The sequence below is a fragment of the Enterococcus sp. DIV1368f genome, from assembly GCF_051712245.1.
GTDB lineage: Bacteria > Bacillota > Bacilli > Lactobacillales > Enterococcaceae > Enterococcus > Enterococcus faecalis.
On sequence record NZ_JBIOON010000001.1, the window covers coordinates 2094389 to 2120058 of the forward strand.

Annotated in this window: 22 protein-coding genes; 1 reads left to right on the plus strand and 21 read right to left on the minus strand. The window is 38.4% G+C overall.

What is annotated here, in order from left to right:
* Window positions 1-16: 16 nt before the first annotated feature.
* From IGL07_RS10200 to IGL07_RS10210, 3 genes are all read right to left on the minus strand, one after another.
* A complete protein-coding gene (locus IGL07_RS10200; protein ID WP_195526176.1) occupies window positions 17-739 on the minus strand; it encodes a hypothetical protein in 723 nt (240 codons plus the stop codon).
* A gap of 90 nt (window positions 740-829) precedes the next feature.
* Window positions 830-1525, minus strand: coding sequence for an ATP-binding protein (locus IGL07_RS10205; RefSeq protein ID WP_195526175.1), 696 nt, complete (start codon window positions 1523-1525; stop codon window positions 830-832).
* A 661-nt stretch (window positions 1526-2186) separates the two neighbouring features.
* Window positions 2187-3704, minus strand: coding sequence for a flavocytochrome c (locus IGL07_RS10210; RefSeq protein ID WP_002356617.1), 1518 nt, complete (start codon window positions 3702-3704; stop codon window positions 2187-2189).
* 369 nt (window positions 3705-4073) lie between these two features.
* Here IGL07_RS10210 and IGL07_RS10215 point away from each other — a divergent pair, with 369 nt between their 5' ends.
* Window positions 4074-5489 carry a TrkH family potassium uptake protein gene (locus IGL07_RS10215; RefSeq protein WP_010712710.1) on the plus strand — a complete coding sequence of 472 codons (1416 nt, stop codon included), beginning with the start codon at window positions 4074-4076 and terminating at the stop codon, window positions 5487-5489.
* 35 nt (window positions 5490-5524) lie between these two features.
* Here IGL07_RS10215 and nifJ read toward each other — a convergent pair whose 3' ends face one another.
* The 18 genes from nifJ to ygeW all read right to left on the minus strand — a co-directional run bounded on the left by nifJ (window position 5525) and on the right by ygeW (window position 25636).
* Window positions 5525-9058 (minus strand): pyruvate:ferredoxin (flavodoxin) oxidoreductase, encoded by a 3534-nt coding sequence (gene nifJ / locus IGL07_RS10220; protein ID WP_002376630.1) that lies wholly within the window; start codon window positions 9056-9058, stop codon window positions 5525-5527.
* Between the two features lie 20 nt (window positions 9059-9078).
* Entirely contained in the window at window positions 9079-10497 is a 1419-nt protein-coding gene (gene gltA / locus IGL07_RS10225; RefSeq protein WP_002376628.1) for an NADPH-dependent glutamate synthase, read from the minus strand.
* On the minus strand, window positions 10490-11347 hold the full coding sequence (locus tag IGL07_RS10230) for a sulfide/dihydroorotate dehydrogenase-like FAD/NAD-binding protein (RefSeq protein WP_438747460.1): 858 nt from the start codon (window positions 11345-11347) through the stop codon (window positions 10490-10492). The genes gltA and IGL07_RS10230 overlap by 8 nt, the downstream gene beginning before the upstream one ends.
* A 37-nt stretch (window positions 11348-11384) precedes the next feature.
* The gene (locus tag IGL07_RS10235; protein ID WP_002382673.1) at window positions 11385-11849 is read right to left on the minus strand and encodes a flavodoxin; all 465 of its coding nucleotides are present in this window, start codon (window positions 11847-11849) and stop codon (window positions 11385-11387) included.
* 236 nt (window positions 11850-12085) lie between these two features.
* Window positions 12086-12916 (minus strand): selenium-dependent molybdenum cofactor biosynthesis protein YqeB, encoded by an 831-nt coding sequence (gene yqeB / locus IGL07_RS10240; RefSeq protein ID WP_002376613.1) that lies wholly within the window; start codon window positions 12914-12916, stop codon window positions 12086-12088.
* Entirely contained in the window at window positions 12880-13635 is a 756-nt protein-coding gene (gene yqeC / locus IGL07_RS10245; protein WP_010817541.1) for a selenium cofactor biosynthesis protein YqeC, read from the minus strand. Before yqeC ends, yqeB begins: the two co-directional genes overlap by 37 nt.
* Complete coding sequence (locus IGL07_RS10250; protein ID WP_002376611.1) at window positions 13623-13880, minus strand: DUF3343 domain-containing protein; 258 nt, start codon at window positions 13878-13880, stop codon at window positions 13623-13625. The genes yqeC and IGL07_RS10250 overlap by 13 nt, the downstream gene beginning before the upstream one ends.
* A gap of 20 nt (window positions 13881-13900) precedes the next feature.
* Window positions 13901-14488 carry a sulfurtransferase-like selenium metabolism protein YedF gene (gene yedF / locus IGL07_RS10255; protein ID WP_010817542.1) on the minus strand — a complete coding sequence of 196 codons (588 nt, stop codon included), beginning with the start codon at window positions 14486-14488 and terminating at the stop codon, window positions 13901-13903.
* A gap of 15 nt (window positions 14489-14503) precedes the next feature.
* On the minus strand, window positions 14504-15526 hold the full coding sequence (selD, locus tag IGL07_RS10260; protein ID WP_002384171.1) for a selenide, water dikinase SelD: 1023 nt from the start codon (window positions 15524-15526) through the stop codon (window positions 14504-14506).
* Window positions 15527-15541: 15 nt separating this feature from the next.
* The gene (gene sclA, locus IGL07_RS10265; RefSeq protein ID WP_010817543.1) at window positions 15542-16690 is read right to left on the minus strand and encodes a selenocysteine lyase SclA; all 1149 of its coding nucleotides are present in this window, start codon (window positions 16688-16690) and stop codon (window positions 15542-15544) included.
* A gap of 13 nt (window positions 16691-16703) precedes the next feature.
* Window positions 16704-17285, minus strand: coding sequence for a molybdenum cofactor cytidylyltransferase (gene mocA, locus IGL07_RS10270; RefSeq protein WP_002374263.1), 582 nt, complete (start codon window positions 17283-17285; stop codon window positions 16704-16706).
* A gap of 13 nt (window positions 17286-17298) precedes the next feature.
* Entirely contained in the window at window positions 17299-19872 is a 2574-nt protein-coding gene (gene xdh / locus IGL07_RS10275) for a selenium-dependent xanthine dehydrogenase (protein ID WP_010817544.1), read from the minus strand.
* 120 nt (window positions 19873-19992) lie between these two features.
* Window positions 19993-21000 (minus strand): XdhC family protein, encoded by a 1008-nt coding sequence (locus IGL07_RS10280; protein WP_010817545.1) that lies wholly within the window; start codon window positions 20998-21000, stop codon window positions 19993-19995.
* Window positions 20997-21356: a winged helix-turn-helix domain-containing protein gene (locus tag IGL07_RS10285; RefSeq protein ID WP_002356595.1), complete on the minus strand. Its 360-nt coding sequence runs from the start codon at window positions 21354-21356 to the stop codon at window positions 20997-20999. The genes IGL07_RS10280 and IGL07_RS10285 overlap by 4 nt, the downstream gene beginning before the upstream one ends.
* A gap of 93 nt (window positions 21357-21449) precedes the next feature.
* On the minus strand, window positions 21450-22769 hold the full coding sequence (locus IGL07_RS10290; protein ID WP_010815215.1) for a nucleobase:cation symporter-2 family protein: 1320 nt from the start codon (window positions 22767-22769) through the stop codon (window positions 21450-21452).
* A gap of 93 nt (window positions 22770-22862) precedes the next feature.
* Window positions 22863-23243 carry a RidA family protein gene (locus IGL07_RS10295; RefSeq protein ID WP_002356593.1) on the minus strand — a complete coding sequence of 127 codons (381 nt, stop codon included), beginning with the start codon at window positions 23241-23243 and terminating at the stop codon, window positions 22863-22865.
* 14 nt (window positions 23244-23257) lie between these two features.
* Window positions 23258-24202, minus strand: coding sequence for a carbamate kinase (arcC, locus tag IGL07_RS10300; protein WP_002359647.1), 945 nt, complete (start codon window positions 24200-24202; stop codon window positions 23258-23260).
* A gap of 240 nt (window positions 24203-24442) precedes the next feature.
* Window positions 24443-25636: a knotted carbamoyltransferase YgeW gene (gene ygeW / locus IGL07_RS10305; protein WP_002359643.1), complete on the minus strand. Its 1194-nt coding sequence runs from the start codon at window positions 25634-25636 to the stop codon at window positions 24443-24445.
* Window positions 25637-25670: the final 34 nt, after the last annotated feature.

A 25670-nucleotide genomic window follows, 5' to 3' on the forward strand; every position in this document is an offset into this window, starting at 1 on the left:
TCATATTGAGAAAAAATTATTTCCACCATTTTGAAAAAAGACCTTTTCTATCTTTTTTTATTTGACTTGTACTGGTTACATTTTTATCATTGTTAGAAGTTCTTTTACTATTATCAATTTTATTCATATTGCTTTTTTCATATTTTCCAAATTTACTTTTAGCAAGTTTTCCGATAATATTGGTTAGCTCACTCTCGAATTCTCTGGTCACATCATCTAAACCTAGATTTGCATGTACTAATTCATGAATAACAGTACCTAAAAAATCATCAAGGTTAGCTAATTGGCTCCTCTTTATAATAATATCATCAAACGGATGTGACCTATATAAACCAGCAGCATGTGTTAATGCATCATACGGATTAATACTTTCAGATATTCTAATCCTATCTACATAATATTTATCATAACCCAAGTATTGGATTATTTTGGGTATTAATGAAAGTAGGTGCTTTTCTTTTGGCAATAAGTCACTGTAATCAATAAAGCTGTACTCATATTTTTTACTATCTTGTCGAAAAACTTCGTGAGCAGTCATTATTGGTGTTCCACTACTATCAGTATCAGGCAAAGAATCATAAGTTGAATCTTTTACAAAGATTAGTTCCTTATTATTACGCTCTAGTTCTTCTCTTTGGGAGGTAGGCATTTCAAAATATGAAGAATGACTGATAAATGTAACATTTAAAAGTTCATTTGCTTTTAAAACTGCATATCTTTCAATTTCTTTCCAACCCAACTCATCCTTTTGCTGATTTTCTTTTAAATTACTGACAATTCTATTTATGGTACTTTTACTTTTAGAATTGAGAAGTATATTCTTGATAGATTAGGTATATGCGCTGCGTCCAACATTAGTTCTTTCTCTATTCAAGGCCTTATTGATTGCAGCATTTTTTTTGGTAATGTTATATGAAAAAAGAAAATTTTCTTCTTCGGATACTCTAACTCCATTAATATAAATGTATGATTTGTCATCACTTCTTTCATAGACTTCTCCATATTCATTTTTCTCTAGCAAAGTAGGTTTATTAAAATAAAGAAAATTTTGCTTTGCTAATTCTAAATCATTTTTTGATATTCCTTTTAAAATGAACTCTGTACCAATAAATCTTTGATCTCTTGGCTCAGATATAACGGCTTGAAGGGTAACAACATCTTCAAATCCACTTTTACTTGACTGATTTAAAGTAACAAAAGCATTTTTTGATTCTATAGAAACCTCAACATTATGTCGATACAAAGTTGCTAATGCATCCTTTAGTCCAACCCCAAACTTTCCTATAACTTCAGGATTATTTAATTTTTCACTATTTTCATTTTGAGTAAAATGTTCATAAGAGATACCTCTACCAAAGTCTTTGATAGCCAAGGTACCATTACTCCACGCAACTTCTATAGGATTGCTTTTCGTTAGTAAATACTCGTCTAATGCATTTGAAATGATTTCTCTTATTGCATCACTAATTACCCAGTCTTCTAATACATCTTGAATATTCAAGTCAAAATTTCTTGAGTTTTTCATAAAATCACTCCTTTTTTATTCCTATTGATACTTTATTATACCAAAAAAGAGGTCTTATCAGCTCCCTAATTAAGTAATTACCAAAGAATCTTTTTCTTTATGATTACTTTTAAATCACTAATTAATTCTTTAACAGTATGCACTTTTGATATTCTGTTTCAATTTACATGTTGAGAATAACTTAGTTCAATACCTTCAGCAAGGTCATTTCTTCAACTCACTATAATCCCTCCATTTTTTCTCCTAGTACTCCTTATAATTTTTCTAGTACTTTGCTTGTTGCTGAAATTATTATCACACCTTTCTTTTAAGTGTGTGATGTTAATTGTGATCCTAGTTATAGTCAAATTTTTCCTTATAAAAATTTCCACGCCTGAACAATTTGGTCTCCTTCAATATTATCCTGTCTCTTCCACACTCTCACTACAAACTCTCTTTTTTTTAAAGATTACTTTATCAGCCAATCGAAATTACTATATTTTCAGCAAAAAAGCAGTATTTTTAGCTAAAATGGTCGTGCATTTTTCTGAAAAAAACAGAATCTACGCCAAAGTCATTTTAGCAGGGCTGTTTATACTCCAACTAATGATCCTGCTAGTATGCAATAAAAAAGCCCGAAATTGTAGTTATTTGACTACAATTTCAGACTTTTTAATGCTAGTTATTTTTGAGCAGAGGCAAATTCTGCTGATTGCGTACCTGCTTGACGACCATAAATGATAATATCGGCGATGGCATTGCCTCCGATACGGTTTTGACCATGTAAGCCACCTGTTAATTCACCAGCAGCATATAGACCTTTAATTGGTGTGCCATCTTCACGTAAAACTTCTGTTTTCGTGTTGATTTTCACGCCACCCATTGTATGGTGAATCCCTGGTGCAATTTTAATTGCGTAGTAAGGCGCTGTGCTTAAGTCAGCTTCCATTCCAGTTGTCCGGCCAAATTGTTTGTCATCTTTGGCATTAACATCTTGGTTCCAAGTATCAATCGTTGCTTTCAATGTATCGGCAGGCATGCCAATTTTTTCAGCTAATTCTTCAATCGTTTCACCTTTTTCCACGAAGCCTTTTTGATCATAGAAATCAATGGCTTTTGCACGGTCGCGAACGCCTTGGTCAAAGACTAAATAAGCTGATTTTTCTGGTAAGGCATTGATTGCTGCAGAAACTTTGTCGCGTGTATCTAACTCATTAACAAAACGTTCTCCTTTTTGAGAAGCCAAGATTGCGCCTTCTCCACGAACTGCTTCACCAATTAAGAAAGCATCGCTTTGTTGAACAGTTGGGTGAATTTGAATTTCTTTCATATCCACTAACGCACCGCCAACTTTTTGAATCATTTGGATACCGTCACCTGTTGTTCCTTCTTGGTTCGTTGTAACATAGTTTTTCAATTCTGGTTTGTATTGTGTAATTAATTTTTCGTTGGCACCGAAACCACCTGTTGTGACAACGACTGCTTTTGCTTTAACTGTTTTTTCTTTATCATCTTTCATTTTCACTTTTACGCCATCAATTTGACCGTTTTCTTCAACTAAGTCTGTGACGTCAGCATCAACAAACAATGGAATTTTTTCTTCGCGAACGTTACGTACTAAACCGTCAACTAGATAGCCCCCAATTGCTGATCCGTCAGCAGGACGGTGTGTGCGTTTTTCACTCATTCCACCTGTAATCGTTAAATTGCTCAATGTAATTCCTTTTGTATCTAACCAATCAATTGCTTCAGCTGAATGATCAACAAAATAACGTAGTAATTCTTGATCGTTGGTTCCTTTACCGCCTTTTAGTGTTTCTTCAAAGAATTTATCGTTGCTATCTTTAATGCCTTCTTTTTCTTGGAATTTTGTTTGTGAAGCATTCATTCCTGAAGACGATTTAATTGTATTCCCACCTGCAACAGGCATTTTTTCTAAAATAACTGGATTCATGCCAGCTTCTTTGGCTTGTAATGCAGCGGTCATCCCCGCACCACCTGAGCCAACAATAACAACATCATAACTGTCTTTTAGTTCACTTGGATCTGTATAACCATTAGCAGAGGCACCAGATGTTGCTTCTGTTTTTTCAGAAGATGCTTTTGTTTTACCAGCGGCTTTTTCTTGATCGCTTGTACAACCTGTTGCTGCACCTAATAATAACCCTAGGGAAAGAACTCCCATTAACACTTTTTTCATTGTTTTCCCACCTTATAAACTATTGATTTCTACCAACACAATTTCTTATTTTTCATTTGAATAAAAATAACAGTTTGTTACATAAAGTGAACACATTCACATATCAACCGAAATAAAAAAGCTACCACTACTTTTTAAAGTTGTATCGTTAGACAAACTGACCAATTAGCAATAAGTTGTTTGGGGAACAACCTATTTTTCTATTCTTTCATAAAATATCATGTTCTCGCTTGTTTGTGGATGTTTTCCAATTATTTCTAACGAATTTCTTATTTTTATTTGTCATTTCAAGGATTTTCTGGCAGAATTATTCGTTTGAGGCGAAAAGTTTTGGTATACTTAGTTTAATTAGAATTGGGAGGTTATCTAGTGAACCATACACGTTTGCTGTGGCTAGCACAGCGAAAAAGCGATCGATTTATTCGCAAAAATTTTTCATCTATTCAAATCATCGTCGCTTATTACATATTAATGACGGTTATTTCTTATTTATTGTTTTGCCTCCCTATTTTCAGAGAACCTGACTCGCATGTTCCTTTTATTGATTTATTTTTCTTAGCAATCAGTACAGTCAGTGTTACTGGACTCACCACAGTCGATATTAATTCGGTTTTTAATGATCGTGGGATCGTCTTATTGGAGGTTCTTTTCCAAGTTGGTGGCTTAGGGATTATGATGATTTCAACGGTCTTTTTTATTTTATCAAAACGGCGAATCACATTAAAGCAACGTCAGTTAATTATGACTGACATGAATCAGCCGCGACTGAGCGGAATTGTTCGACTGATCCGCACCACTTTTTTGATTTTAATTTGGTTTCAAGTAATCTTCGGCTCGCTCTTTTCGCTTTATTTTTATATAAATGGTTATTATACGAACTGGCGAGATGCGATATTTTATGGCTTTTATCAAGCTATTTCTGCAGTAACTAATTCAGGCTTTGATATTTCAGGTGATTCAATTATTCCTTTTGCTCATGATTATCTCTTTTTACTGGCAATTATGTTCTTGATTTTTATTGGCGGGATTGGATTTCCCGTTTTACTGGAAATTCATGAGTGGTTACATTTTAAGAAAAAGAACTTTCGTAAGAAGAAACGAGGCTTGCCTTTCCGCTTTTCATTGTTTAGTAAAATTGCTTTGCTAGCGTTTATTGTTCTGTTTATTGGTGGGACTATTTTGATTTACTTATTAGAAAAAGATCACCTATTTTTGACAATGAATGAAAGTGGCCGTTGGGTAAGTTCGATGTTTTATTCGATGACTACACGAAACGCTGGCCTCCAAATTAATGATTTAGGGGACTTCCAAATTACAACGTTGATTATTTTTTCTGTGTTAATGTTTATTGGTTGTAGTCCTAGCTCTGTTGGTGGTGGTGTCCGAACAACGACTGTTGCGATTATTGGCTTGTATTTGTTAGCTTTTTTAAAAAGTGAAGATGATATTAGCGTCTTTAGCCGTAAAATAGATGACGATGATGTCAAAAAATCGATTGTCGTCTTCATGTTATCTTTGATTATGTGCTTTTTCGCTGTCGTCTTTTTGTCAGCCACTGAAAATCTGCCCTTGATTTCAATCATTGTGGAAGTCGCTTCTGCCTTTGGAACAACCGGTCTTTCTTTGGGCATTACAGACGATTTAACAACAGTAGGTAAATTAATGATTGCCTTATTAATGTTTATTGGACGTATTGGTATGCTTTATACCTTAATGATTTTTGTACCAAAAGAAACACGTGACTTAGGCTACGAATACCCTTCAGAAAAAATTATTATTGGATAAAAAAACAAAGCCTCTCAAGTAAGAGGCTTTGTTTTTTATTTTTTCATATGTGTGGCTAGTTTGTTATAACTTTCAGAGCGTTCAATTGCATCTTCTTTAGTTTTATCAAGTAAATGTTCGACTACTTCTTGATTCTCTTTAATTGTATGCAACGCAGAGTAACGTGTTTGTTTTTCAAGAAAATCACGCATTTTGTCAAAATCTGTTTTCTTGTAGTCAATGACCATCGGATCTTTGCCTTTCTTAACTAACTCTGGATTATAGCGATAAAGTGGCCAATAGCCAGATTCAACGGCTTCTTTGGCTTGATCTAACGTCCGAACCATTCCGCCTTTGACCCCGTGATTAATACATGGGGTATAACCGATGATAATTGATGGGCCTGGGTACCGCTCCGCTTCGTCAATTGCTTTAATCGTTTGCATTGAGTTTGCGCCTAAAGCTACTTGTGCAACGTAGACATTCCCATAAGTGATTGCCATCATCCCTAAATCTTTTTTAGAGGTATGTTTCCCACCCGCTGAGAATTTGGCAATGGCTGAAGCTGGTGTAGCTTTAGATGTTTGTCCGCCTGTATTGGCATACACTTCGTTATCCATAACAAAAATATTAACATCTTCCCCACTGGCAAGAACATGATCGATGCCGCTAAACCCGATATCATAGGCCCAACCATCGCCGCCGACAATCCATTGACTCGTTTTCACTAGTAAATCTTTTTGTTCGTAAATTTTTGTTAAAAGTGGATCTTCATCGGCTTCTTCACTTAATGCTGCCGCTAGTTTGGTGGCTCGCTGTTGTGTTCCTTCCCCTTCAGCCATGTGTTCCAACCAATCTTTTAACAAGGCTTGTAGTGAATCTGATCCGACATTTTTAGCAAGACTTTCTTCAACCAGACTAGCTAAATGTTGACGTTTCGTTCGATTGGCAATATACATACCATAACCATATTCCGCATTATCTTCAAACAGCGAATTACTCCAAGCTGGTCCTTGGCCACATTCGTTCGTTGTATAAGGCGTCACCGGTGACGAACCACCCCAAATTGATGAACAGCCTGTTGCGTTAGCAATCATCATTCGATCACCAAATAATTGTGTCAACAACTTAATATAAGGTGTTTCGCCACAGCCTTCACAAGCACCTGAAAATTCCATCAATGGCTGATTAAATTGGGAACCTTTAACAGAAAGTTTTTTGACTGGGTTGGCTTTTTGTTTAAGAGTCATCGCAAAGGCCCAATTCATCGCTTGCTCTTTCTGAGTTTCATAAGGTTTCATTAAAATCGCCTTGTCTTTCACAGGGCAAGCCTGAACACAAAGACCACAACCTGTACAATCTTCTAAAGAAACTTGGATACGATACATCAATCCATCTGTGCCACGCATTTCGCGCATGGCAAAACCTGCAGGTGCTTCTTTCAGTTCTTCTTCATCCGCTAAAAATGGTCGAATAGCCGCATGTGGACAAACAAAGGCACATTCATTACACATCGTACACTTATCCATTTGCCACTCAGGCACTTCTAACGCAATGCCACGTTTTTCATAAGCCGCAGTGCCCATAGGAATGGCACCGCCCTTCATTCCGTTTTCAATCAAATCTGAAACGGTCAGCTGATCCCCTTCTTGACGATTGATTGGTTCTAAAATATTTGTCACAAAAGCTGGAGCTTCCGACTCTTGATTTTCTGGTTCTAAAACAATGGTGGCCCAATCTTCTGGAACTACAATTTCTTGCAGCGATTCAAAGGTAGCATCAATCGCTTGGTAATTTTTTTCAACAATTTCCATTGATTTTTTTCCATAAGTCTTTTTCACTTCTTCTTTAAGTAACGGTAAATATTGCTCTTTCGTTAAAATATCTGTTACTTCAAAAAAGGCAGTAGACATCACTGTATTGATCCGACGACCTAAGCCTACTTTGCGAGCTAACTCAACCGCATTGATAATGTAAAATTTGATTTGGTGTTCCCCAATATATTTTTTTAACTTAGCCGGTAATAAACGGTGAACCTTTTCTTGATCCCAAATAGTATTCAGTAAAAACGTTCCACCATCTTTTAAACCTTTTAACAGGTCGTATTTATGCAAATAGGAAGCATTATGACAAGCGATGAAATCTGCTTGTTCAATTAAATACGTGGAAGTAATTGGCTCTTTACCAAAACGCAGATGCGAAACGGTTAAACCGCCTGATTTTTTAGAATCATAACTAAAGTAAGCTTGTGCATAAAGGTCGGTATGATCTCCGATAATTTTAATCGCTTGCTTGTTTGCTCCCACAGTTCCGTCAGAACCAAAGCCCCAAAATTTTGCTTGGAAGGTAGTATCTGGCGTTAAATCTAAGGCAGGTTCTTCTGGCAATGATTGATAGGTTACATCATCAACGATCCCCACCGTAAAGCGTTGTTTTAATTCTTTAAATGGCAATAACAAATGATCATAGATCGCTTTAATTTGATTAGGCGCTACGTCTTTAGAGCCTAACCCATAACGTCCACCAATCACAATTGGTCGATTTTCATGTTGATAAAGAGCGCTTTGAACATCTAGCAATAATGGTTCCCCTTCGGCTCCTGATTCTTTTGTTCGATCTAAAACCGCAACCTTTTCTACTGTAGCTGGTAATTTTTCAAGAAGGTTTTCGGTAGGAAATGGACGATATAAATGAATATTGATAAAACCAACTTTGCGTCCTTGTTGATTGAGATAGTCGACTGTTTGTTTGATTACTGGCGAAGCCGACCCCATTGAAATAATGACTTCTGTTGCATCTTCAACCCCGTAATAATCGGTTAAATCATACGTTGTTCCACGAAGATTGTTAATTTTTTTCATGTATTTTTGAACAATTTTTGGCATTTCTTCGTAATTTTTATTGACTGTTTCTCTTTGTTGAAAATGAATGTCAGGATTTTGAGCGGTCCCTGAAACAGTGGGATGATTAGGATTCATGCCTCCCATTCTAAAACGAGTTACAGCTTCCTGATTCACCATTTCTTTCAGGTCATCATAATCAATCACTTCGATTTTTTGTAGTTCATGGCTCGTTCTAAAACCATCAAAAAAGTTTACAAAAGGTAAACTACCTTCTAAGCTAGCTAAATGAGCAACTGCCGACAAATCCATCACTTCTTGAACACTCGATTCTGCTAACATACAAAAACCTGTTTGGCGGGTAGCCATCACATCGCCATGATCACCAAAAATACTCAACGCACTTGTCGTTACTGCCCGAGCCGCCACGTGGAACACAGAAGGCAGCAATTCTCCTGCGATTTTATACATATTGGGAATCATCAACAGTAAACCTTGTGAAGCAGTATAAGTAGTGGTTAACGCACCTGTTTTTAACGAACCATGAACTACTCCCGCTGCCCCAGCTTCTGATTGCATTTCAATAACTTGAACTTTTTGACCATAAATATTTTTTAATCCATTTTCCGCCCATTCATCCACCAACTCAGCCATTGTTGAACTTGGTGTGATAGGATAAATAGCGGCAACTTCTGTAAACGCATATGAAATATAAGCCGCTGCGGTGTTTCCATCCATTGTTTTTTTCATTTTTTCACCTTTTATCTTTCCTAAGCATTGCTTGTGACTGTTGTTTTTTGTGTTTTGACATACTGATCAATTGCATTAGCTGCGATTTTTCCGGCGCCCATCGCTAAAATAACGGTGGCAGCACCTGTGACTATGTCGCCCCCAGCAAAAACGCCAGGTATTGAGGTTGCTCCTGTTTTAGGATCAGCCTGAATGTACCCCCATTGGTTTAGTTCTATTTCTGGATACGTTGATAACAAGACTCGATTTGCCCCTTGGCCAATTGCCTCGATTACTGCATCAGCAGGAATGGTAAACGTGCTGTTTGGAATTGGTTCTGGCCGTCGTCTTCCAGACGCATCTGGTTCACCTAAAACCATTTTGACACATTCAACACCGGCTAGATTTCCTTGTTGGTCATCTAAATAAGCAATTGGATTCGTTAACCAATAATAGTTAATTCCTTCTTCAAGGGAATGGTGGTATTCTTCAATTCTTGCTGGTAATTCTTCTAACGAACGACGATACACAATGTTCACATTTTCAGCGCCTAATCGTTTGGCTGAACGAGCAGCATCCATTGCAACATTCCCGCCGCCAATCACAACGACATTTTTAGCACGTTTAATCGGTGTATCATATTCTGGAAACTCATAGCTATGCATTAAATTGATTCGTGTTAAAAATTCACTAGAAGAATAAACCCCGTTTAAGCTAGTTCCTGGGATTCCCATAAAGTTTGGTGCCCCTGCACCAACCGATAGATAACAGGCATCAAACTCTGACATTATTTCTTCCATCGTAATCGTTTTACCTACTACCACATTGGTTTCTATTGTTACACCTAAGGCTTCAATACTCGCAATTTCTTGTTTAACAATTTTTTTCGGTAAGCGAAATTCAGGTATACCATAGGTTAATACGCCGCCAGCTTCATGAAGCGCTTCAAAAATAATTACTTCGTAACCGAGCTTTGCCAAATCCCCCGCAACCGTTAACCCAGAAGGACCAGAACCGACCACTGCGACTTTCCCTTTTGTTGGTTCCGCTGTTTTCTTAGGAAACTTGTGATTTTCTAATGCCCAATCGGCAACTAAACGTTCTAATTTGCCAATTGCCACTGGTTCAAAGTTTTTGGCTTTCCCTAATTTACAAACTTGTTCACATTGTTTCTCTTGCGGACAAACGCGTCCACAAATAGCAGGTAAATTCGTATATTTACTTAAAATATCGGCTGCTTGTTCCATGTTTCCTTCACGAATAGCTAAAATAAATCCAGGAATATCAATCATCACTGGGCATTTAGCAATACAAGGTGCATTTTTACATTGTAAACAACGAACCGCTTCTTCTTGCCCTTCTGCTAATGTATAGCCTAAGCAAACCTCTTCAAAATTACTCTTTCTGATAGTAGGTGCTTGTTCCGCAATCGGTGTTTTTATACGACTTTTTCTAGCCATTTTTCTCCACCTGCTCTTTCAAACGATCTGTAAAGCAAACTGCTTCTTCTTCCTGATATTGCTTCATTCGATTAATGAATTCATCCCAATTTACTTCATTGCATTTAAACTCAGGTCCATCAACACAGGCAAATTTCATGGTGCCATCAACAGTGACCCGACAACCGCCACACATGCCTGTTCCGTCAATCATAATAGGATTCAAGGAAACATAAATTGGTAATTGATGTTTTTCAGCTGTCAAGGTACAAAATTTCATCATGATGCTGGGCCCAATCGCCCAACTGCACGCTACAGATTCACGTGCAATAACTTCTTCCATCGCTTCTGTTACTAAGCCCTTTTTACCTAATGAACCATCATCCGTTGTAATGATTAGCTCATCCGAATAACAACGGCATTCTTCTTGTAACAGAACTAACTCAGCTGTTCGTGCCCCCAAAATCGTAATCACTCGGTTGCCTGCTTCTTTTAAAGCCTTGATAATTGGATAAATAGCCGCGATACCAACCCCGCCACCGACAACCATCACCGTTCCATATTGCTTCACTTCTGTGGGCATGCCTAAAGGTCCAGTGATATCTAACAAAGAGTCGGAAGTTTTAAGTTGGGAAAGTGCAGCTGTTGTCTTACCGATTACTTGGAAAATAATTCGAATACTGCCTGCTTGTGGATTTGTCTCCGCAATCGTTAAGGGGATCCGTTCTCCCTTTTCGTCAATTCTTAAAATAACAAACTGTCCAGCCTGAGCATGTGTCGCTATTCTTGGCGCTTCCAACCAAAAATCAAATGTATTACTAGATAATTGAGTCGACTGAAGAATATTAAACATTGAAATACCTACCTTCATCATTCCTTTTCATTCTGACTCCTACTTTCTTAAATCCTTAGGCAACGCTATCAGATAAAGTTGTGGCGACACTTTTAACAAATGTTTTTAGCATTTCGATGTCTTCTTCTTCTGCATTGTTTTCAATTTCAACTGTTTCAGCTACTTTTTTAGCACCAGCTTTTTCAAAAGCTCCTACAAAATCATGCGCTGATTTACAGAAAAATTCACCATATTCACGATCACCGGAGCCAACAACGCCAAATGGCTTACCTGCTAAATCCTTTTCAGTTAATTCATCAAAGAAATCTTCAAATTCAAAAGGCAGTTCTCCATCACCATAAGTATACGTTGCGATAATACAGGCATCTGCATCATCAAAGAAGTCTACATCAACTTCTGAACATTCTTCACGTTCTACTTCAACTCCAGCTTCTTGAAACTGTTCTTCCAAAATCTCGGAAATTTCTTCTGTGTTTCCAGTCATACTTGCATAAACAATTTTTACTAGTGCCATCTTCATTCATTTCCTTTCTTTTTTCCTAAATATTTCAATGCATTCAAATGCAATTGTAACCCCTTACATTAATTCCTAAAAAAATAACTTTTACAAATGATTTTATTCACAAACTAATCTAACTAAGTATGTACTCTTCTCCTTTCGAGATAGAGTGTTTTTTACTACGTCTTTACTATACCACACTCCAAACCTTTTTAACAATATTTTTAAGGTAAAAAAAATATTATTTAGGTTCTTTTTTATAAAACGTTTTTCCTTCTTCCAATCATAAAAATTGCTTCTAAAACCGCTCCCCCTAATGCACGAGCTTTGTCGGAAATCGTCAAGCAATCGACTTTCTCAACCGGTCGAGGATCTACATCTGCACACTTCAACCCTTGATAACATGTTACCTTTTCTGAAATCAATCCTCTCAAAGTCCCTGTCAGAGGCGAATAAACTGGAACCTGATCGATAAAAAATAATGCTTCCCCTTTCAACACAAAATCCCCGATGTTTTTAAGGTGGGTAACTTGTCCTGAAGCAGGGGCATGGACAACTCGTTCCGCACTTTTTCCGCCAATTTCACCTGGAATACCTGTATTAGGTAAAGCTGTTCCTTCAAAGTATAAACGTCCCAACCTATGTCCACGCATTGTCTCAATCACAACATCGACATCTTGCGGTGCTGAAAAGCCTGGTCCTAAAGCAATCGTAATCGGTGCCATTCCTCGATGCGTACCTAAATTTTTCTTAGCCAAAATCGCATCGATAACAATCAGTGGTTTCAATTGTTGAATAGCACTTGCTGTTTGATCGACAAAAACAGGCAGCTTATTTTGCTGCCAACATTTCGCGCAATCCTTTAATGAAGTAATTCGAACAGCAACCAAATCTTCCACTCTTTGTTCTTTCTGAAAAATAGCATCACAAACTGAAACAGTCCGCCGAATGGCCAGAGGACATTCTGTTTCTAATACTAGTATTTTAAAGCCAACGTGCCATAATTTTTGGATAACACCTGTCGCTAGATCGCCCCCTCCGCGAACAATCACTAATTTTTCTTGGATGTTTTGACTGATTTCTCCCATAAAATAAGTCCTTTCTCTAATTCCATATTGCAAGCAATAATTTTGTCTAATTTTTCAAAACAGCTTTTGGGTAACTGAAGACAGACATTCATCGCTTGAACGAACTCTCTTCGCGTATGGGTTTGATTTAAACACAAAATTCGTTTGCCTTGGCTCTCTTTAAACAATCCTTTTGGATGAGCAATGAGTTGAGCTAACAATGTTTCTGTGATTGGTTCTTGTTGTTGCTCATCGGTTAATTCCAAAAAAAGCGGCAACCGATGAATGGTCGTTTCATCTATCTTTTGACCAATTACAGAAATCGGAAGCACACCAATTGTGGTGGTTGTTTCCTTTAATATCACAGGTTCATAAGAGGACCAGCCTTTCAAAGGTCGTTGTTTGGACCCATCCGCTTCTAAAAAAACTTTCGTGAAGTGCTGAAACAATGTTTGAAACGAGGTCATTGCAGGCATCGTTAGTTTTGTTTGGTTGTTGATAGCGGTTCCTGCTAAAGTGATTCCGCAGATATTCGGCGTTATTTTTTCAAAATGGTTTGTATAAAAATAATCATACAATTGACGTTGGGGAAACCCAATTTTTGTAGTTGTACTAACCAGAACAGCTTCCTTTCGATATGTTTTTGCTAGCGCCCACATTAAGCTTGTTTTCCCACCACTACCAACAATCGACACAATCTCCTTTCCTTGTAAATCAAAACACTTTTTTAAGGACTCCACAGTTGGTACCTCCTTTCCCCAAGGTCATTTTTCACAGAAAAAATAGAGGCTACGCGTACTTTTGCTTCTTCTAAAAAAAATACACTGTGAGTTATTTCTGCTTCATTAATGAGTAAACCGATCCCACAGCCATCCGTCAATGATGGTGGCAAAGTAAAGACGCGAACAGCCACCTTTCTTGTCAACAGTACTTGTTCTGCCTGAACAGCATAATGTGTATTCGGAAAGGTTAGCAAATACTCCATCTTTTCACCTTCTTTTTTTGTTAAAGCGTAATTACTTTAGCCGCTTGATTCATTGTTTCAACAATTTCGTACATATTAGTAATAGAGCCGATGGCTAAGGTGTCTGTTAAATGATAAAAATCTAAACAGGCCCCACACGTTTGAATCGTGGTTCCCTTCTCCACTAATTGTTGCAAATCAGCTAAGGTATTCGCTGCTTGATTCGTTAAAAACGCCCCTCGATTAAAGAATAACAGCTGTGTAGGAACAGTTTCTGCTTCTGATAATGATTGAAGATAACTTTTCATTAATAGTCGTCCTAGCTGCTCGTCTCCAGTACCTAATTGATCGGAGCCAATCGTAATTACTAAATCTGTTGCTGACTGACTTGTTTGTTGCGTCGCTTCTTCAGGTACCGTAATTTTGACAGAGAAAACCGTGTCTTCTATCTGCTTTGCAGTCAAAGTGGCCTGTTTTTTAGCAGCTAATTTTTTCAAATTTTCAACAGCTACTTCGTTATCGACTAAAACTTCGATAGTGCCTCTAGCTAAACCTAACTCCGCCAAGGCTTTTTTTGTTTCAATCACAGGTATTGGGCAAGGTTTTCCCAACGCATCTACTAATTTCATATTTGGCCCTTCTCTCTATAAAAGTACTACTGCTTGTTGTTCTTTTGGCAGAACCTCGCCAATAATTTTGGCAACAGGGTCCTCTTTTTGAATAGCTGCTAAACAGGCTGCCGCTTCATCAGCAGCGACACTAATTAACAGTCCGCCAGATGTTTGTGGATCAAACAAAAGTTCTTGCATTTCCATAGAAATTTTTGAATAATCGATTGTCGTTCCGATTGTTTGGCGGTTTCTTTGCCCAGCTGCAGTGACTAAACATTCTGCGGCGTAGGCCAACGCTCCTGTAATGGTTGGTAATGCTTCTGTATCAATCAGTAATGTTACCTGATTATCAGCCATTTCTTTTGCATGAATTAATAGACCAAACCCAGTCACATCAGTACAAGCATGTACTGCGTAGGATCGAGCATTTGCAGCGGCATATTTATTTAAACGTTCCATCGAATCTTGTGCGATTTTTTGTTCCGTCTGCTTCGCTAATTGCCCTCGAACAGCCGCTTGAATAATTCCTACACCTAATGCTTTAGTTAAAATCAAGACATCCCCCACCTGTGGCGTATTATTATGCCACAATTTTTCTGGATGAACTTCTCCAGTTACCGCTAAACCATACTTGGGTTCATGGTCATAAATCGAATGGCCTCCCGCCAGTAAAGCACCCGCTTCCTTTAATTTTAAGCTGCCACCCAAGAGCATTTGTTCCAACCATTCTTTTGACATCTTTTGTGGAAAACAAACAAGATTTAGCGCATAAAGGACTGTTCCGCCCATGGCATAGACATCGCTTAAAGCATTAGCGACCGCAATTTTTCCAAATGATAACGGATCATTGACCATTGGTGAAAAAAAATCTACCGTTGAAATCAAAGCTTTTTCAGGCGTTAGTTGGTAAACCGCGGCGTCGTCGGCATGTTCAAATCCGACGAGTAGCCGCTCATTTGCCGGTGTTTCGGGTAAGTGTTGCAACAATTGGTTCAGTACACGGGATTCAATTTTTGCCCCGCAGCCACCTGATGTACATTGTGATAAAAAATCCATGCTGTCCGCTCCTTCTCAAATTAGTAGTTCTTGTAAAGCGTGAATTGTCCAAGTAATTTCTTCAGGCGTTGTCTGCCAACCAAAGCTAAAACGTAAGGTGCCAGTTGCTAAAGTCCCAGCTGTTTCATGGGCTAATGGTGCACAATGCAAACCTGCGCGGGTCATAATGCCATATTGTTCTGCTAGTTGCTGTGCCACCACTGTTTCTTCCTGATTCCATAGTGTGATAGAAACAACAGGGACAGTTTGTGCCACGTCCTTGGTTCCTAAAATTGTGACAGGTAACCCTGATAAACCATTAAAAAAATTCTGCATTAAGGTTCGTTCGTGCTTTTGAATCGCTGCTAAACCAATTTTATTCAACTCTTTAATAGAACTATTTAAGCTTAAAATACCTAAACTGTTTAACGTACCAGCTTCAAATTTATCTGGTAAAAAAGAGGGTTGATCAAAAGACTTAGAATGGCTACCAGTGCCGCCCGTTATCAGTGGTTTGACCGCTTCAGCCCCTCGCTCACTAAAAGCTAACCCACCAATACCTGCTAATCCATATAAGCTTTTATGTCCAGTAAAGGCTAACACATCAATGGCCATCTGGGTCATTTTTATTGGTAAAAATCCCGCCGTTTGAGCCGCATCCAAAACGGTTAATAATCCTTTCTGTTGAGCCCATTGAAAACATTCTTCAATGGGTAAAATGGTGCCTAAGACATTCGACGCGTGTGTCATCACCAATGCTTTTGTATTCGTTCGCCAGGCTCGCTGAATATCTTCTACATCTAACAGGCCCGTTTTTTGACAAGCAACATACGTCACTGAAATACCTCGTTCTTTCTCAAGTAAGTGAAGAGGTCTAGCTACTGCATGATGTTCTAGCATGGTCGTAATCACATGGTCGCCAGGTTGTAAAATCCCCGCTAATGCAAGATTTAAGGAAGTTGTTGCGTTATTCGTAAACGTAATCTGAGCCGAACTGGGTGCCTGAAAAAAGTCTGCTAACAATTGACGTGTCTCTAAAAGAGGAAGCCCCTCTCTAAGCAAAGGGGCATTTCTTCCGTAATTCATGAACTGATTTTCTGCTAAATAGGCAGTCAAAGCCGCAATGGTTGCTGGAAATTTTTTATAGGAAGTCGCTGCATAATTTAAATAAACCAAGTCCTTCATACGTTTTTCCTCTCTAACTATTGGTTTCTTGAATTAGTTTTCTGTACTCTTCTGGCGTATCAATATCTTTTAAACGGCCAGGAGTCGCTATTCTCAACATCTGAACTGCTTCTGGAAAGCGTTCATAAATCATGCGTCCGCCTGTTTCACCAGTCAATGTTAATAGTTCTTGTCGAAATTGATTACCGAATAATACTGGACTACTAGGACAACCATCTTTTTGTAACGGCACTATAATTTTATTTCTCTGACATTTATCTAACACGGGTTGTAGCATTTTAGGTGTTAACAATGGTTGATCACTAGGTAAGTATAAATAGCCAGCTCCCCGAGCTTGTTCAGTTCCTAAACGAATACTGCTACTTTGCCCTTCTTGCCATTGATGATTGAGAATCAACTGAATGTTCTTAGGTAAAGGAAACGCTGGCTGATTCTCAGGCGAAACAACTAAAATCCGTTCTAATACGTCTAATTGGTTCACTAAGGTTAACGTGTGCTCTAAAAATGTTTTTCCTTGATATTTTAAGAACAATTTATTTTGGCCCATTCGTTGTGAATTGCCCGATGCTAGAATAATGACACTAACGAGTGACATGAGTTGTCTCCTTTTATCTTTTTTTCTTTTGATAAGGGGTATTTTCTAAAGGCAGACTTGGTCGGAGCTGACCATCCAAGGCGAAATATGCGCCTGCTAAAGCTGGTGCGGTAGGGATTGTTGCTAACTCACCTACGCCTTTAATTCCATAGGCTAAACCTTCGTGAAGATTGTCAGCATGAACCAAAATTGTTTCGATTGGTGGTACTTGAGTGGCGTTCACTAATCCTAGCGTTGCATATTTTGCTTTAACATAGCCTTCTTCTAAGGCAAATTTTTCAGTTAAAGCATACCCCATGCCCATTGCAATCCCACCTTCAATTTGACCTTCAGCAGCTCGTGGATTCACCACTTGCCCCATATCATACGCAGCCACAAATTTAGCTACTTTTCCTTTGTCATCTAGAATAGCTACTTCAGCAGCATAACCATAACCAGCATGACTAACTGGACTTTTTTTATCATTAATTAATGGATCCGTTTTCGCTGAATATTCCCCATAAAATTCTTCGCCTTCCAAATCACTTAAAGCACGTCCCATATCAAGCTCATACCGTAATTGCATTGCCGCTCTTCTAGTTGCTTCTCCTGTGAAGAGTGACTGCCTCGAAGCCGTTGTCGTTCCTGAATTCGGTGTTCTTCTCGTATCAGGGGCTTCCGCAACAATCATTTCTGGTGGTAAATTTAATGTTTCACAGGCAATTTGTGTCGTAACGGTTGCCATCCCTTGACCGATACAAGCAGCACTTGTGCGGACATGTATTTTTCCTTCTTCAACAGAAATAATACAACGCCCTGTATCAGGTAGCCCCACACCCACGCCACTGTTTTTAAAGAAACTAGAAATTCCAGCAACTTCCGCTTGTTCATAGACGTCTTTAACTGCTAACAAGGCTTCTTTTAACGCCGCATTTTTCGAGACCAATTGTCCATTCGGTAAAGTATCTCCTGGGGCGACGGCATTTTTAAAGCGTATTTCCCATGGTGATAGTCCGACTTTTTCTGCTAACAAGTTTAAATTACTTTCAATTGCAAAAGCCGTTTGGCAAACACCAAATCCACGAAATGCACCTGCTGGCGGATTATTAGTATATACAGCAAACCCTTCCACATCAATCGTTTGATACTTGTAGGGACCTGCCGCATGTGTACAAGCCCGTTGCAATACTGGTCCTCCTAAAGAAGCATAGGCCCCAGTATCCGCATAAATCACTGCTTTCATTGCAGTTAAATTGCCTTCTTCATCACAGCCGGTCGTAAAGTCCATTTCCATGCCATGGCGTTTGGGATGAACCATCAAACTTTCTTCACGGCTTAGCAGTACTTTTACTGGTTTCTTCAATAACCAAGCGGCTAAGGATGCATGATGCTGAACACTCATGTCTTCTTTTCCACCAAAACCACCACCAACAAGTTTTGATTGAACATGAATTTTTTCCTTGTCCAGACCTAACATCCGAGCCACTTCCCGTTGTTCATCATAGATACTTTGACCCGCACTAAAGAGTAAAATGCCCTCACCTTCAGGCTGTGCAATCGCACACTCGGGTTCCATAAAGGCATGTTCGTTAATTGGTACGGAATAATGTTCTGTCACTACAAACGCAGAATTTGCTAATACTTCATCTGCGTTGCCACGTACCAAGTGTTCATGAGACAAGATATTGCCCTTTTCATGAATAGCTGATGCACCTTCTGCTAAAGCAGCTTCACAAGAAGTAAGCGGTATCATTTCTTCGTAATCAACTTCCACTAAATTTTTTATCTCTGGTAAGGTTTCTTTTCTTTTTGAAACAACGAGTGCCACTGCATCCCCAACATACCGTGTTATTTCTCCTTCTGGAATCATTACATCCCAATCGGAAATAAATTCTAAATGACCAATTTTATTATTTCCTGGAACGTCTTTAGCTGTGAACACAGCCACACAGTCAGGATGCGCCAATGCTTGGGTACTATCGATTGATAGAACTTTTGCACGAGGATAGGCACTCCGCAAAGCAGATGCATGAAGCATTCCTTCTATGTCAATGTCATCTACATAAATCCCTGTGCCTAATGTTTTCTCCACTGCATCGACCCGTTGGAAGTCTTCCCCTAATTTACCATTTGAATGTTCTTCTGGAATGCTCGTTTCTTCACAAAACATTTTAGCAGCTAACTGAATGGCTTCTATTATTTTCACATATCCTGTACAACGACAAATGTTTCCTCGTATAGCTTTCTGAATGTCTTCTTTTGTGGGTTCGAGTTTCTTGTTCAACAATCCTTGTGCCGAAATAACCATCCCAGGGATGCAATACCCGCACTGAACTGCACCCGTTTTTGCGAACGCATAGGCGTAGACATCTTTTTGCCGTTGGCTTAAACCTTCGATTGTCGTGACTTCTTTGCCAGCTAATTTTTCCAGAGTAAACAAACATGCTTTGGAAGCCTTTCCATTCACTAACACCGTACATGCGCCGCAAGAGCCTTGGTTACAACCATCTTTTGTTCCAGTTAGGCCCAGATCCTCCCGCAAAAAGTCCATTAATTTTTTGTTTGTTTCACAGGTTTCACTTTGACCATTTACAATAATTGAATACATTTCTTGCACCTCGATTTCTGATATAGTTTAGTGTTCAATCACCTAGATTATACCACAAATCTTCGTTCTAAAAATTATTTTTTAGCAAAAAAAGTTTTTTGTTTAATTTAAAGGTCCTCATTATTGATAGCGCTGTTGAATTAATTCTCCCGCGATGCTAATCGCTAACTCTTCTGGTGTTTCGGCTGCAATGTCTAAGCCAATTGGCATGAAAATTCTTTCAATTTCAGTCATTGTATAACCGACCTCTTTTAACCGTCGAACTTGTGAAGCAATTTTGTGTTTGCTCCCCATCACACCAATATATTTGGCTGGTGTTTCCAATAACTGTTTGGCAACGATGAAATCAAAATTGTGTCCTCTGGTAATTACTATACCATAATCATCCGCCGTTATTTCAATAAACGCAGCTAAATTTTCTAAAGGAATCACCCGTAGTTCCTTAGCTTGTGGAAAAGCTTGTGCCGTCAAAAATTCTGGACGATCGTCCACTACAACGCAATAAAACGATAAATAGTTTAAAATAGGTACCAATGCGCGTGCGACATGTCCACTTCCAAAAATATACACTTTCCCTACTTGGAGGATCGCTTCTGTTAAAAAAATTATGTCCTCTTTTTGCTCACAATGGATACCTTTAGGTAGCAAACTTAATTCCCCCTCCCAAGAAGTGGAACCAATCAATTCGCCTGTTTCACTATAAAAGGATACTTTTCCTAAATTGTTTTGATCTAGTTCAGTCATTAACCAACCTTGTTGATTATTTTGAAAATGCGTTTCTATGGACTCACACAACTCTTTTAAAAATGGCGTTTCCCATGAAAGATAATGAAAAAAAATCGTGACATTTCCGCCACAGACCATGCCTAAATCAGCAATATTATTCGGTGCTAAAATAAATTGACGTTGTGCATTTTCTTTCTCAATAAGTAGCTTTTTTGCCACTTGTTCAGCCTGAAATTCAACCGCCCCACCACCAACAGTTCCGGCTATTCTACCTTCGGCGGAAACCAGCATTCTAGCCCCTTGACTTCGTGGTGTAGATCCTGAACTTGTACCAATCGTTAATAACATCGTGTCTTGCTTTTCCAATATTGCCTGTTTCAAACGCTGAAATACTTCTCTCATTTCAGTTCCTCCGATACTACATCCTGTTCTTTAAAGATTTCTTCAAAACATGCCTCTACCTGTTGATACACTTTTTTCTCAAATAAAAGATATTGATCAATCAACTCTTTTCCTTGATCCGTAACAATTGACCCGCCACCATTACAACCGCCAACGCTTTTGATAATTAATGGAAAAGATAGCTCTTCTTCAGCTACCCGCACAATTCGCCATGCTTTATTATAAGACATTTTCATCTCTTTTGCCGCTAAGTTTAGTGAACCAGTTTGCTGAATTTTTTGTAAAACTTCGACAACGCCAGGACCAAAAAAGTTCCGATCTGTTTTTAATTTTAAGTTTAGGGAATACGTAAACATCTTCTCCTCCTTTATTCGTTCATTTTTTTATAGATAACGTAAGGGAAAAAGGATACGAAAGCTTACTCACTTTCGTATCAAAAAAAGCAATCTTCACTCAAGTGCTACGCGCTTTTTTGGTTTTAAAATGACATTTAAAAGGACTGCTACCAAAGTGGTTAAGATAACTTCCGAATTACCGAAAATCGTTGTTACCCAAGTTGGAAAACCAGCTAAGCTTCCAGTAGACAATGTGACACCAATTCCAAATGCTAGAGCTGTTCCGACAACCCCAGTATTTCGAGGAGTCATTTCCTGCGAAGCAATCATCCGAATACCTGTCATAGAAATAGAAGCAAAAACTGAAATCGTTGCGCCACCAATTACCGCGTAAGGAATTGTAGTTAATAATGCAGCTACTTTCGGAACAAAACCAGCAATTAATAATATAACTGAAGCGAAAACCAGAACATACTTATTAATCACTTTTGTTACCGTAACCAGACCAACATTTTGTCCAAAAGTTGCCACTGGGATTGATCCAAATAAACTGCCAATAAAGTTAGTGAAACCACTCCCCATAATTCCGCCAGATAATTCTTCATCCGTTGCATCCCGATCCATTGCCCCAACCGTTGTTGCTGTAAATTGACCGATGGCTTGAACAGCATCAACAATAAACATTACCACCAGCGTAAAGATAGGTACCAGTTGAAAATCCAGTCCAAAATGAAACGGGGTAATTAGCTGAACGATTTTAGCATTTTGAACTGGCTCAAAACTAACCATCCCTAAAGCTAAAGAAATCAAATAACCAATAACCATTCCGTTTAAAATTGCTGATAACTTCAAAAATCCTTTTGCAAAATAATTGAAGTAAAAGACAATCGCAAAGGTTAATAATGCAACTAACCAATTCCGGGCTGAACCAAAATCAGCACTACCAGCTCCTCCTGCCATATACTTAATCGCAACTGGAAACAGGGATAGCCCAATACTTAAAATAACCGTTCCTGTTACTAAAGGCGGAAACAACACACGGATTTTTTTAATGAACAAACCAACAATAATAACAAGAATACTGCCAACTAATTGGGAACCAAAAATTGCTGCAATCCCAAAATCAGCTCCGATGGCCATCAAAATCGGTACATACGCAAAACTTGCACCCATCATAACTGGTAACCGTGAACCCACTTTTCCAAAAATAGGGAAAAGTTGAATTAACGTGGCAACTGCTGAAAAAATCAATGATGTTTGAATCAAAATAGTCGTATCACTAGGACTTAATTGGCAAACTTTGGCAATCATAATTCCCGGTGTGACAATCCCTACTACTGCTGCGACAACGTGTTGCAATCCCATCGGAATTGCTTCAGAAATTGATAGTTTCGCATCATATTCAAATAATGCTTGCTCTTTTTTTTCATTCATAGGATCGTTTCCTTCTTCTTTTTATTCTAAAAGGATTGTTCCCCTTAATCAGTAAAGAATGCAATCCTTTTTCCCTCAGAAACATCTTAAAAATTATCCTTTGACAGCAACTGCTTCAATTTCAAATAACCCATCTTTTGGCAACTTGGCTACTTCTACACAAGAACGTGCAGGCAAAACTTCTGAAAAGTAATTCCCATAGATTTCGTTAATTTTGCTAAAATCAGACATATGTTGTAAAAACACCGTTGTTTTCACAACATTATCATAGGTCATTTCGACCTCTTTTAAAATCGAACCTAAATTGATAAAAGCTTGTTTTGCTTGTTCTTCCACTGTAGCCTTCATTTCACCCGATTGCGGATCTAATCCTAGTTGTCCAGAAATGTACAACGTATTTCCCGCTAAGACAGAATGTGAATAAGGTCCTACAGCAGCTGGTGCCTGTGCAGAATTAATCATTTTGTTTGTCATCGTTTTCCTCCATTCTATGATTCTTTATTTTCAATTAAAGTCCCTGTTTTTCCAGATAATCCTTCTTTGGCTTTTTCTAATAACGTAATCAATGTTTTTCGACCTGGCTTAGATTCAGCAAACTTAATCGCTGCTTCAACTTTTGGTAACATTGAACCTGGAGCAAACTGACCTTCTTGCGCATATTGTTTCATTTTTTCTGTTGAAATATTCCCTAAGGCTTCTTGATTTTCTTTACCAAAATTAATACAAACTTTTTCAACTGCTGTTAAAATCACGAGCAGATCAGCATCTACTTGTTCAGCTAGTCGTTCACTACAAAAATCTTTGTCGATGACTGCATTTACACCTTTCAGTCGGTTCCCTTCTTGAATGACTGGGATGCCACCACCGCCGCCAGCAATGACTGTTTGGCCAGCGTCAACCAATGTTTGAATCGTGAGAAGTTCGACAATATTTTTTGGTTTAGGAGAAGCGACGACTTGGCGATAACCACGGCCAGCATCTTCCATCACTTGTATATTTTTTTCTTTGACTAATTGTTCTGCTTCTTCTTTTGTCATGAAGCGACCAATTGGTTTCGTTGGTTTTTTGAACGCCGGATCATTTTCATCCACGACCACTTGAGTGACTATGGTGGTGACGGCTTTACTTATATTTCGCTGACGCAACTCTTCTTGTAGCGCATTCTCTAAATCATAGCCAATGTAACTTTGACTCATGGCTACGCACATGGATAACGGAACAACTGGATATTGTGGATTATTAAAGGAAAATTCTTCCATAGCTAATTGAATCATCCCCACTTGAGGACCATTGCCATGAGATAAAATAACTTCATATCCTGCTTCAATCAAATCTGCAATCGCTTTGGAGGTCTGTTTTACGGCAGTCATCTGCTCCGTCAAATTATTTCCTAAAGCATTGCCACCTAAAGCTACTACGACGCGTTTGCCCATTGCTTCACCTCATTTTCTGTTTTATAAAAAGGACGATGCTTATTCTTTTTCACAACGAGTTTTCGTATTAACTGTCTGTTGTCGTTGCATGAAGTCAACGCACATGACTAAGCGTTCTTGACTCGAGACAATCACACATTCATGAATAGACTTGGGAAGGTCTTATTTGTTCATGTTGAAGAGGCAACTTCTAATGATTCATTGTGTAAAGAAAAAGCATCTGTCTTCATGCCAAATTCATTATTTTACTTCTCTTGGTGTCGCTTTATCCGCTAAGTCTGTTAAAGTTTTTTGCGGATTTTTTACTTTACTTAAGAAAATCATAGCCGCAATAACATACGGTTTGTAGCTAGCTTCTTTGTAAAGTTCGACCCGATAACGATCGAAAACAGAAGCTTCCACTTCACCTTCTTCACAACTTACACCAGTAATATCAGCTGGTAGACAATGCATATACAAAGCTTTGCCGTCTTTCGTTGTTTTCATCAATTCTTCTGTACATTCCCAATCTTTGTGCTTTTTATTTTGAGAAAGTAATTCTTGTTCTAATTGATCAATTCCTGCTTGGTCACCATTGCCATATAATTCAGTTCGCTTTTCCATTGCCGCAAAAGGTGCCCAGCTTTTCGGATAAACAACATCCGCATCTTTGAATGCTTCTGCCATACTATTCGTTTTAGTAAAGTTCCCACCAAATTCTGCTGCATTTTTCTTCGCAACTTCTTCTACTTCTGGCATAATTTCATAACCTTCTGGATGTGCTAAGACGACATCCATTCCTAAACGGGTCATTAGACCAACAATTCCTTGAGGAACAGATAATGGTTTTCCATAAGATGGTGAATACGCCCAAGTCATGGCAACTTTTTTCCCTTTCAGGTTTTCAATACCACCAAATTCATGAATTAAATGCAACGCATCCGCCATTGCTTGCGTCGGATGGTCAATATCACATTGTAAATTCACTAACGTTGGGCGTTGTTCTAATACCCCATCTTTATATCCTTCTTGGACAGATTCTGATACTTCGTGCATGTAAGCATTGCCTTTACCAATGTACATGTCATCACGAATACCAATGATATCAGCCATAAAAGAAATCATGTTTGCTGTCTCACGAACAGTTTCTCCGTGAGAAATTTGACTTTTTCCTTCGTCTAAATCTTGAACTTCTAAGCCCAAAAGATTACACGCTGAAGCGAAACTAAAACGCGTTCTTGTAGAGTTGTCGCGGAATAAAGAAATCCCCAAGCCACTATCAAAGATTTTAGTTGAAATATTATTTTCTCTTAAATAGCGTAATGTATCGGCAACTGTGAAAACAGCTTCTAATTCATCTCTTGTTTTTTCCCAAGTTAGGAAAAAGTCATTTTCGTACATTTTTTCAAATTCTAATTTATCTAATTTCTCAATATATTCTTTAAACGTTTCCATTCCATCTGCTCCTTTTTTCTTGTCTAATAATCCT

Excerpts from the sequence above, each read along its gene's own strand:
- IGL07_RS10205 (WP_195526175.1), bottom strand. The coding sequence starts at position 1,525 with ATGAAAAACTCAAGAAATTTTGACTTGAATATTCAAGATGTATTAGAA.
- IGL07_RS10210 (WP_002356617.1), bottom strand. The coding sequence starts at position 3,704 with ATGAAAAAAGTGTTAATGGGAGTTCTTTCCCTAGGGTTATTATTAGGT.
- nifJ (WP_002376630.1), bottom strand. The coding sequence starts at position 9,058 with ATGAAAAAAACAATGGATGGAAACACCGCAGCGGCTTATATTTCATAT.
- gltA (WP_002376628.1), bottom strand. The coding sequence starts at position 10,497 with ATGGCTAGAAAAAGTCGTATAAAAACACCGATTGCGGAACAAGCACCT.
- IGL07_RS10230 (WP_438747460.1), bottom strand. The coding sequence starts at position 11,347 with ATGAAGGTAGGTATTTCAATGTTTAATATTCTTCAGTCGACTCAATTA.
- IGL07_RS10235 (WP_002382673.1), bottom strand. The coding sequence starts at position 11,849 with ATGAAGATGGCACTAGTAAAAATTGTTTATGCAAGTATGACTGGAAAC.
- yqeB (WP_002376613.1), bottom strand. The coding sequence starts at position 12,916 with ATGGGAGAAATCAGTCAAAACATCCAAGAAAAATTAGTGATTGTTCGC.
- IGL07_RS10250 (WP_002376611.1), bottom strand. The coding sequence starts at position 13,880 with ATGGAGTATTTGCTAACCTTTCCGAATACACATTATGCTGTTCAGGCA.
- yedF (WP_010817542.1), bottom strand. The coding sequence starts at position 14,488 with ATGAAATTAGTAGATGCGTTGGGAAAACCTTGCCCAATACCTGTGATT.
- selD (WP_002384171.1), bottom strand. The coding sequence starts at position 15,526 with ATGGATTTTTTATCACAATGTACATCAGGTGGCTGCGGGGCAAAAATT.
- sclA (WP_010817543.1), bottom strand. The coding sequence starts at position 16,690 with ATGAAGGACTTGGTTTATTTAAATTATGCAGCGACTTCCTATAAAAAA.
- mocA (WP_002374263.1), bottom strand. The coding sequence starts at position 17,285 with ATGTCACTCGTTAGTGTCATTATTCTAGCATCGGGCAATTCACAACGA.
- xdh (WP_010817544.1), bottom strand. The coding sequence starts at position 19,872 with ATGTATTCAATTATTGTAAATGGTCAAAGTGAAACCTGTGAAACAAAC.
- IGL07_RS10280 (WP_010817545.1), bottom strand. The coding sequence starts at position 21,000 with ATGAGAGAAGTATTTCAGCGTTTGAAACAGGCAATATTGGAAAAGCAA.
- IGL07_RS10285 (WP_002356595.1), bottom strand. The coding sequence starts at position 21,356 with ATGTTTACGTATTCCCTAAACTTAAAATTAAAAACAGATCGGAACTTT.
- IGL07_RS10290 (WP_010815215.1), bottom strand. The coding sequence starts at position 22,769 with ATGAATGAAAAAAAAGAGCAAGCATTATTTGAATATGATGCGAAACTA.
- IGL07_RS10295 (WP_002356593.1), bottom strand. The coding sequence starts at position 23,243 with ATGACAAACAAAATGATTAATTCTGCACAGGCACCAGCTGCTGTAGGA.
- arcC (WP_002359647.1), bottom strand. The coding sequence starts at position 24,202 with ATGGGCAAACGCGTCGTAGTAGCTTTAGGTGGCAATGCTTTAGGAAAT.
- ygeW (WP_002359643.1), bottom strand. The coding sequence starts at position 25,636 with ATGGAAACGTTTAAAGAATATATTGAGAAATTAGATAAATTAGAATTT.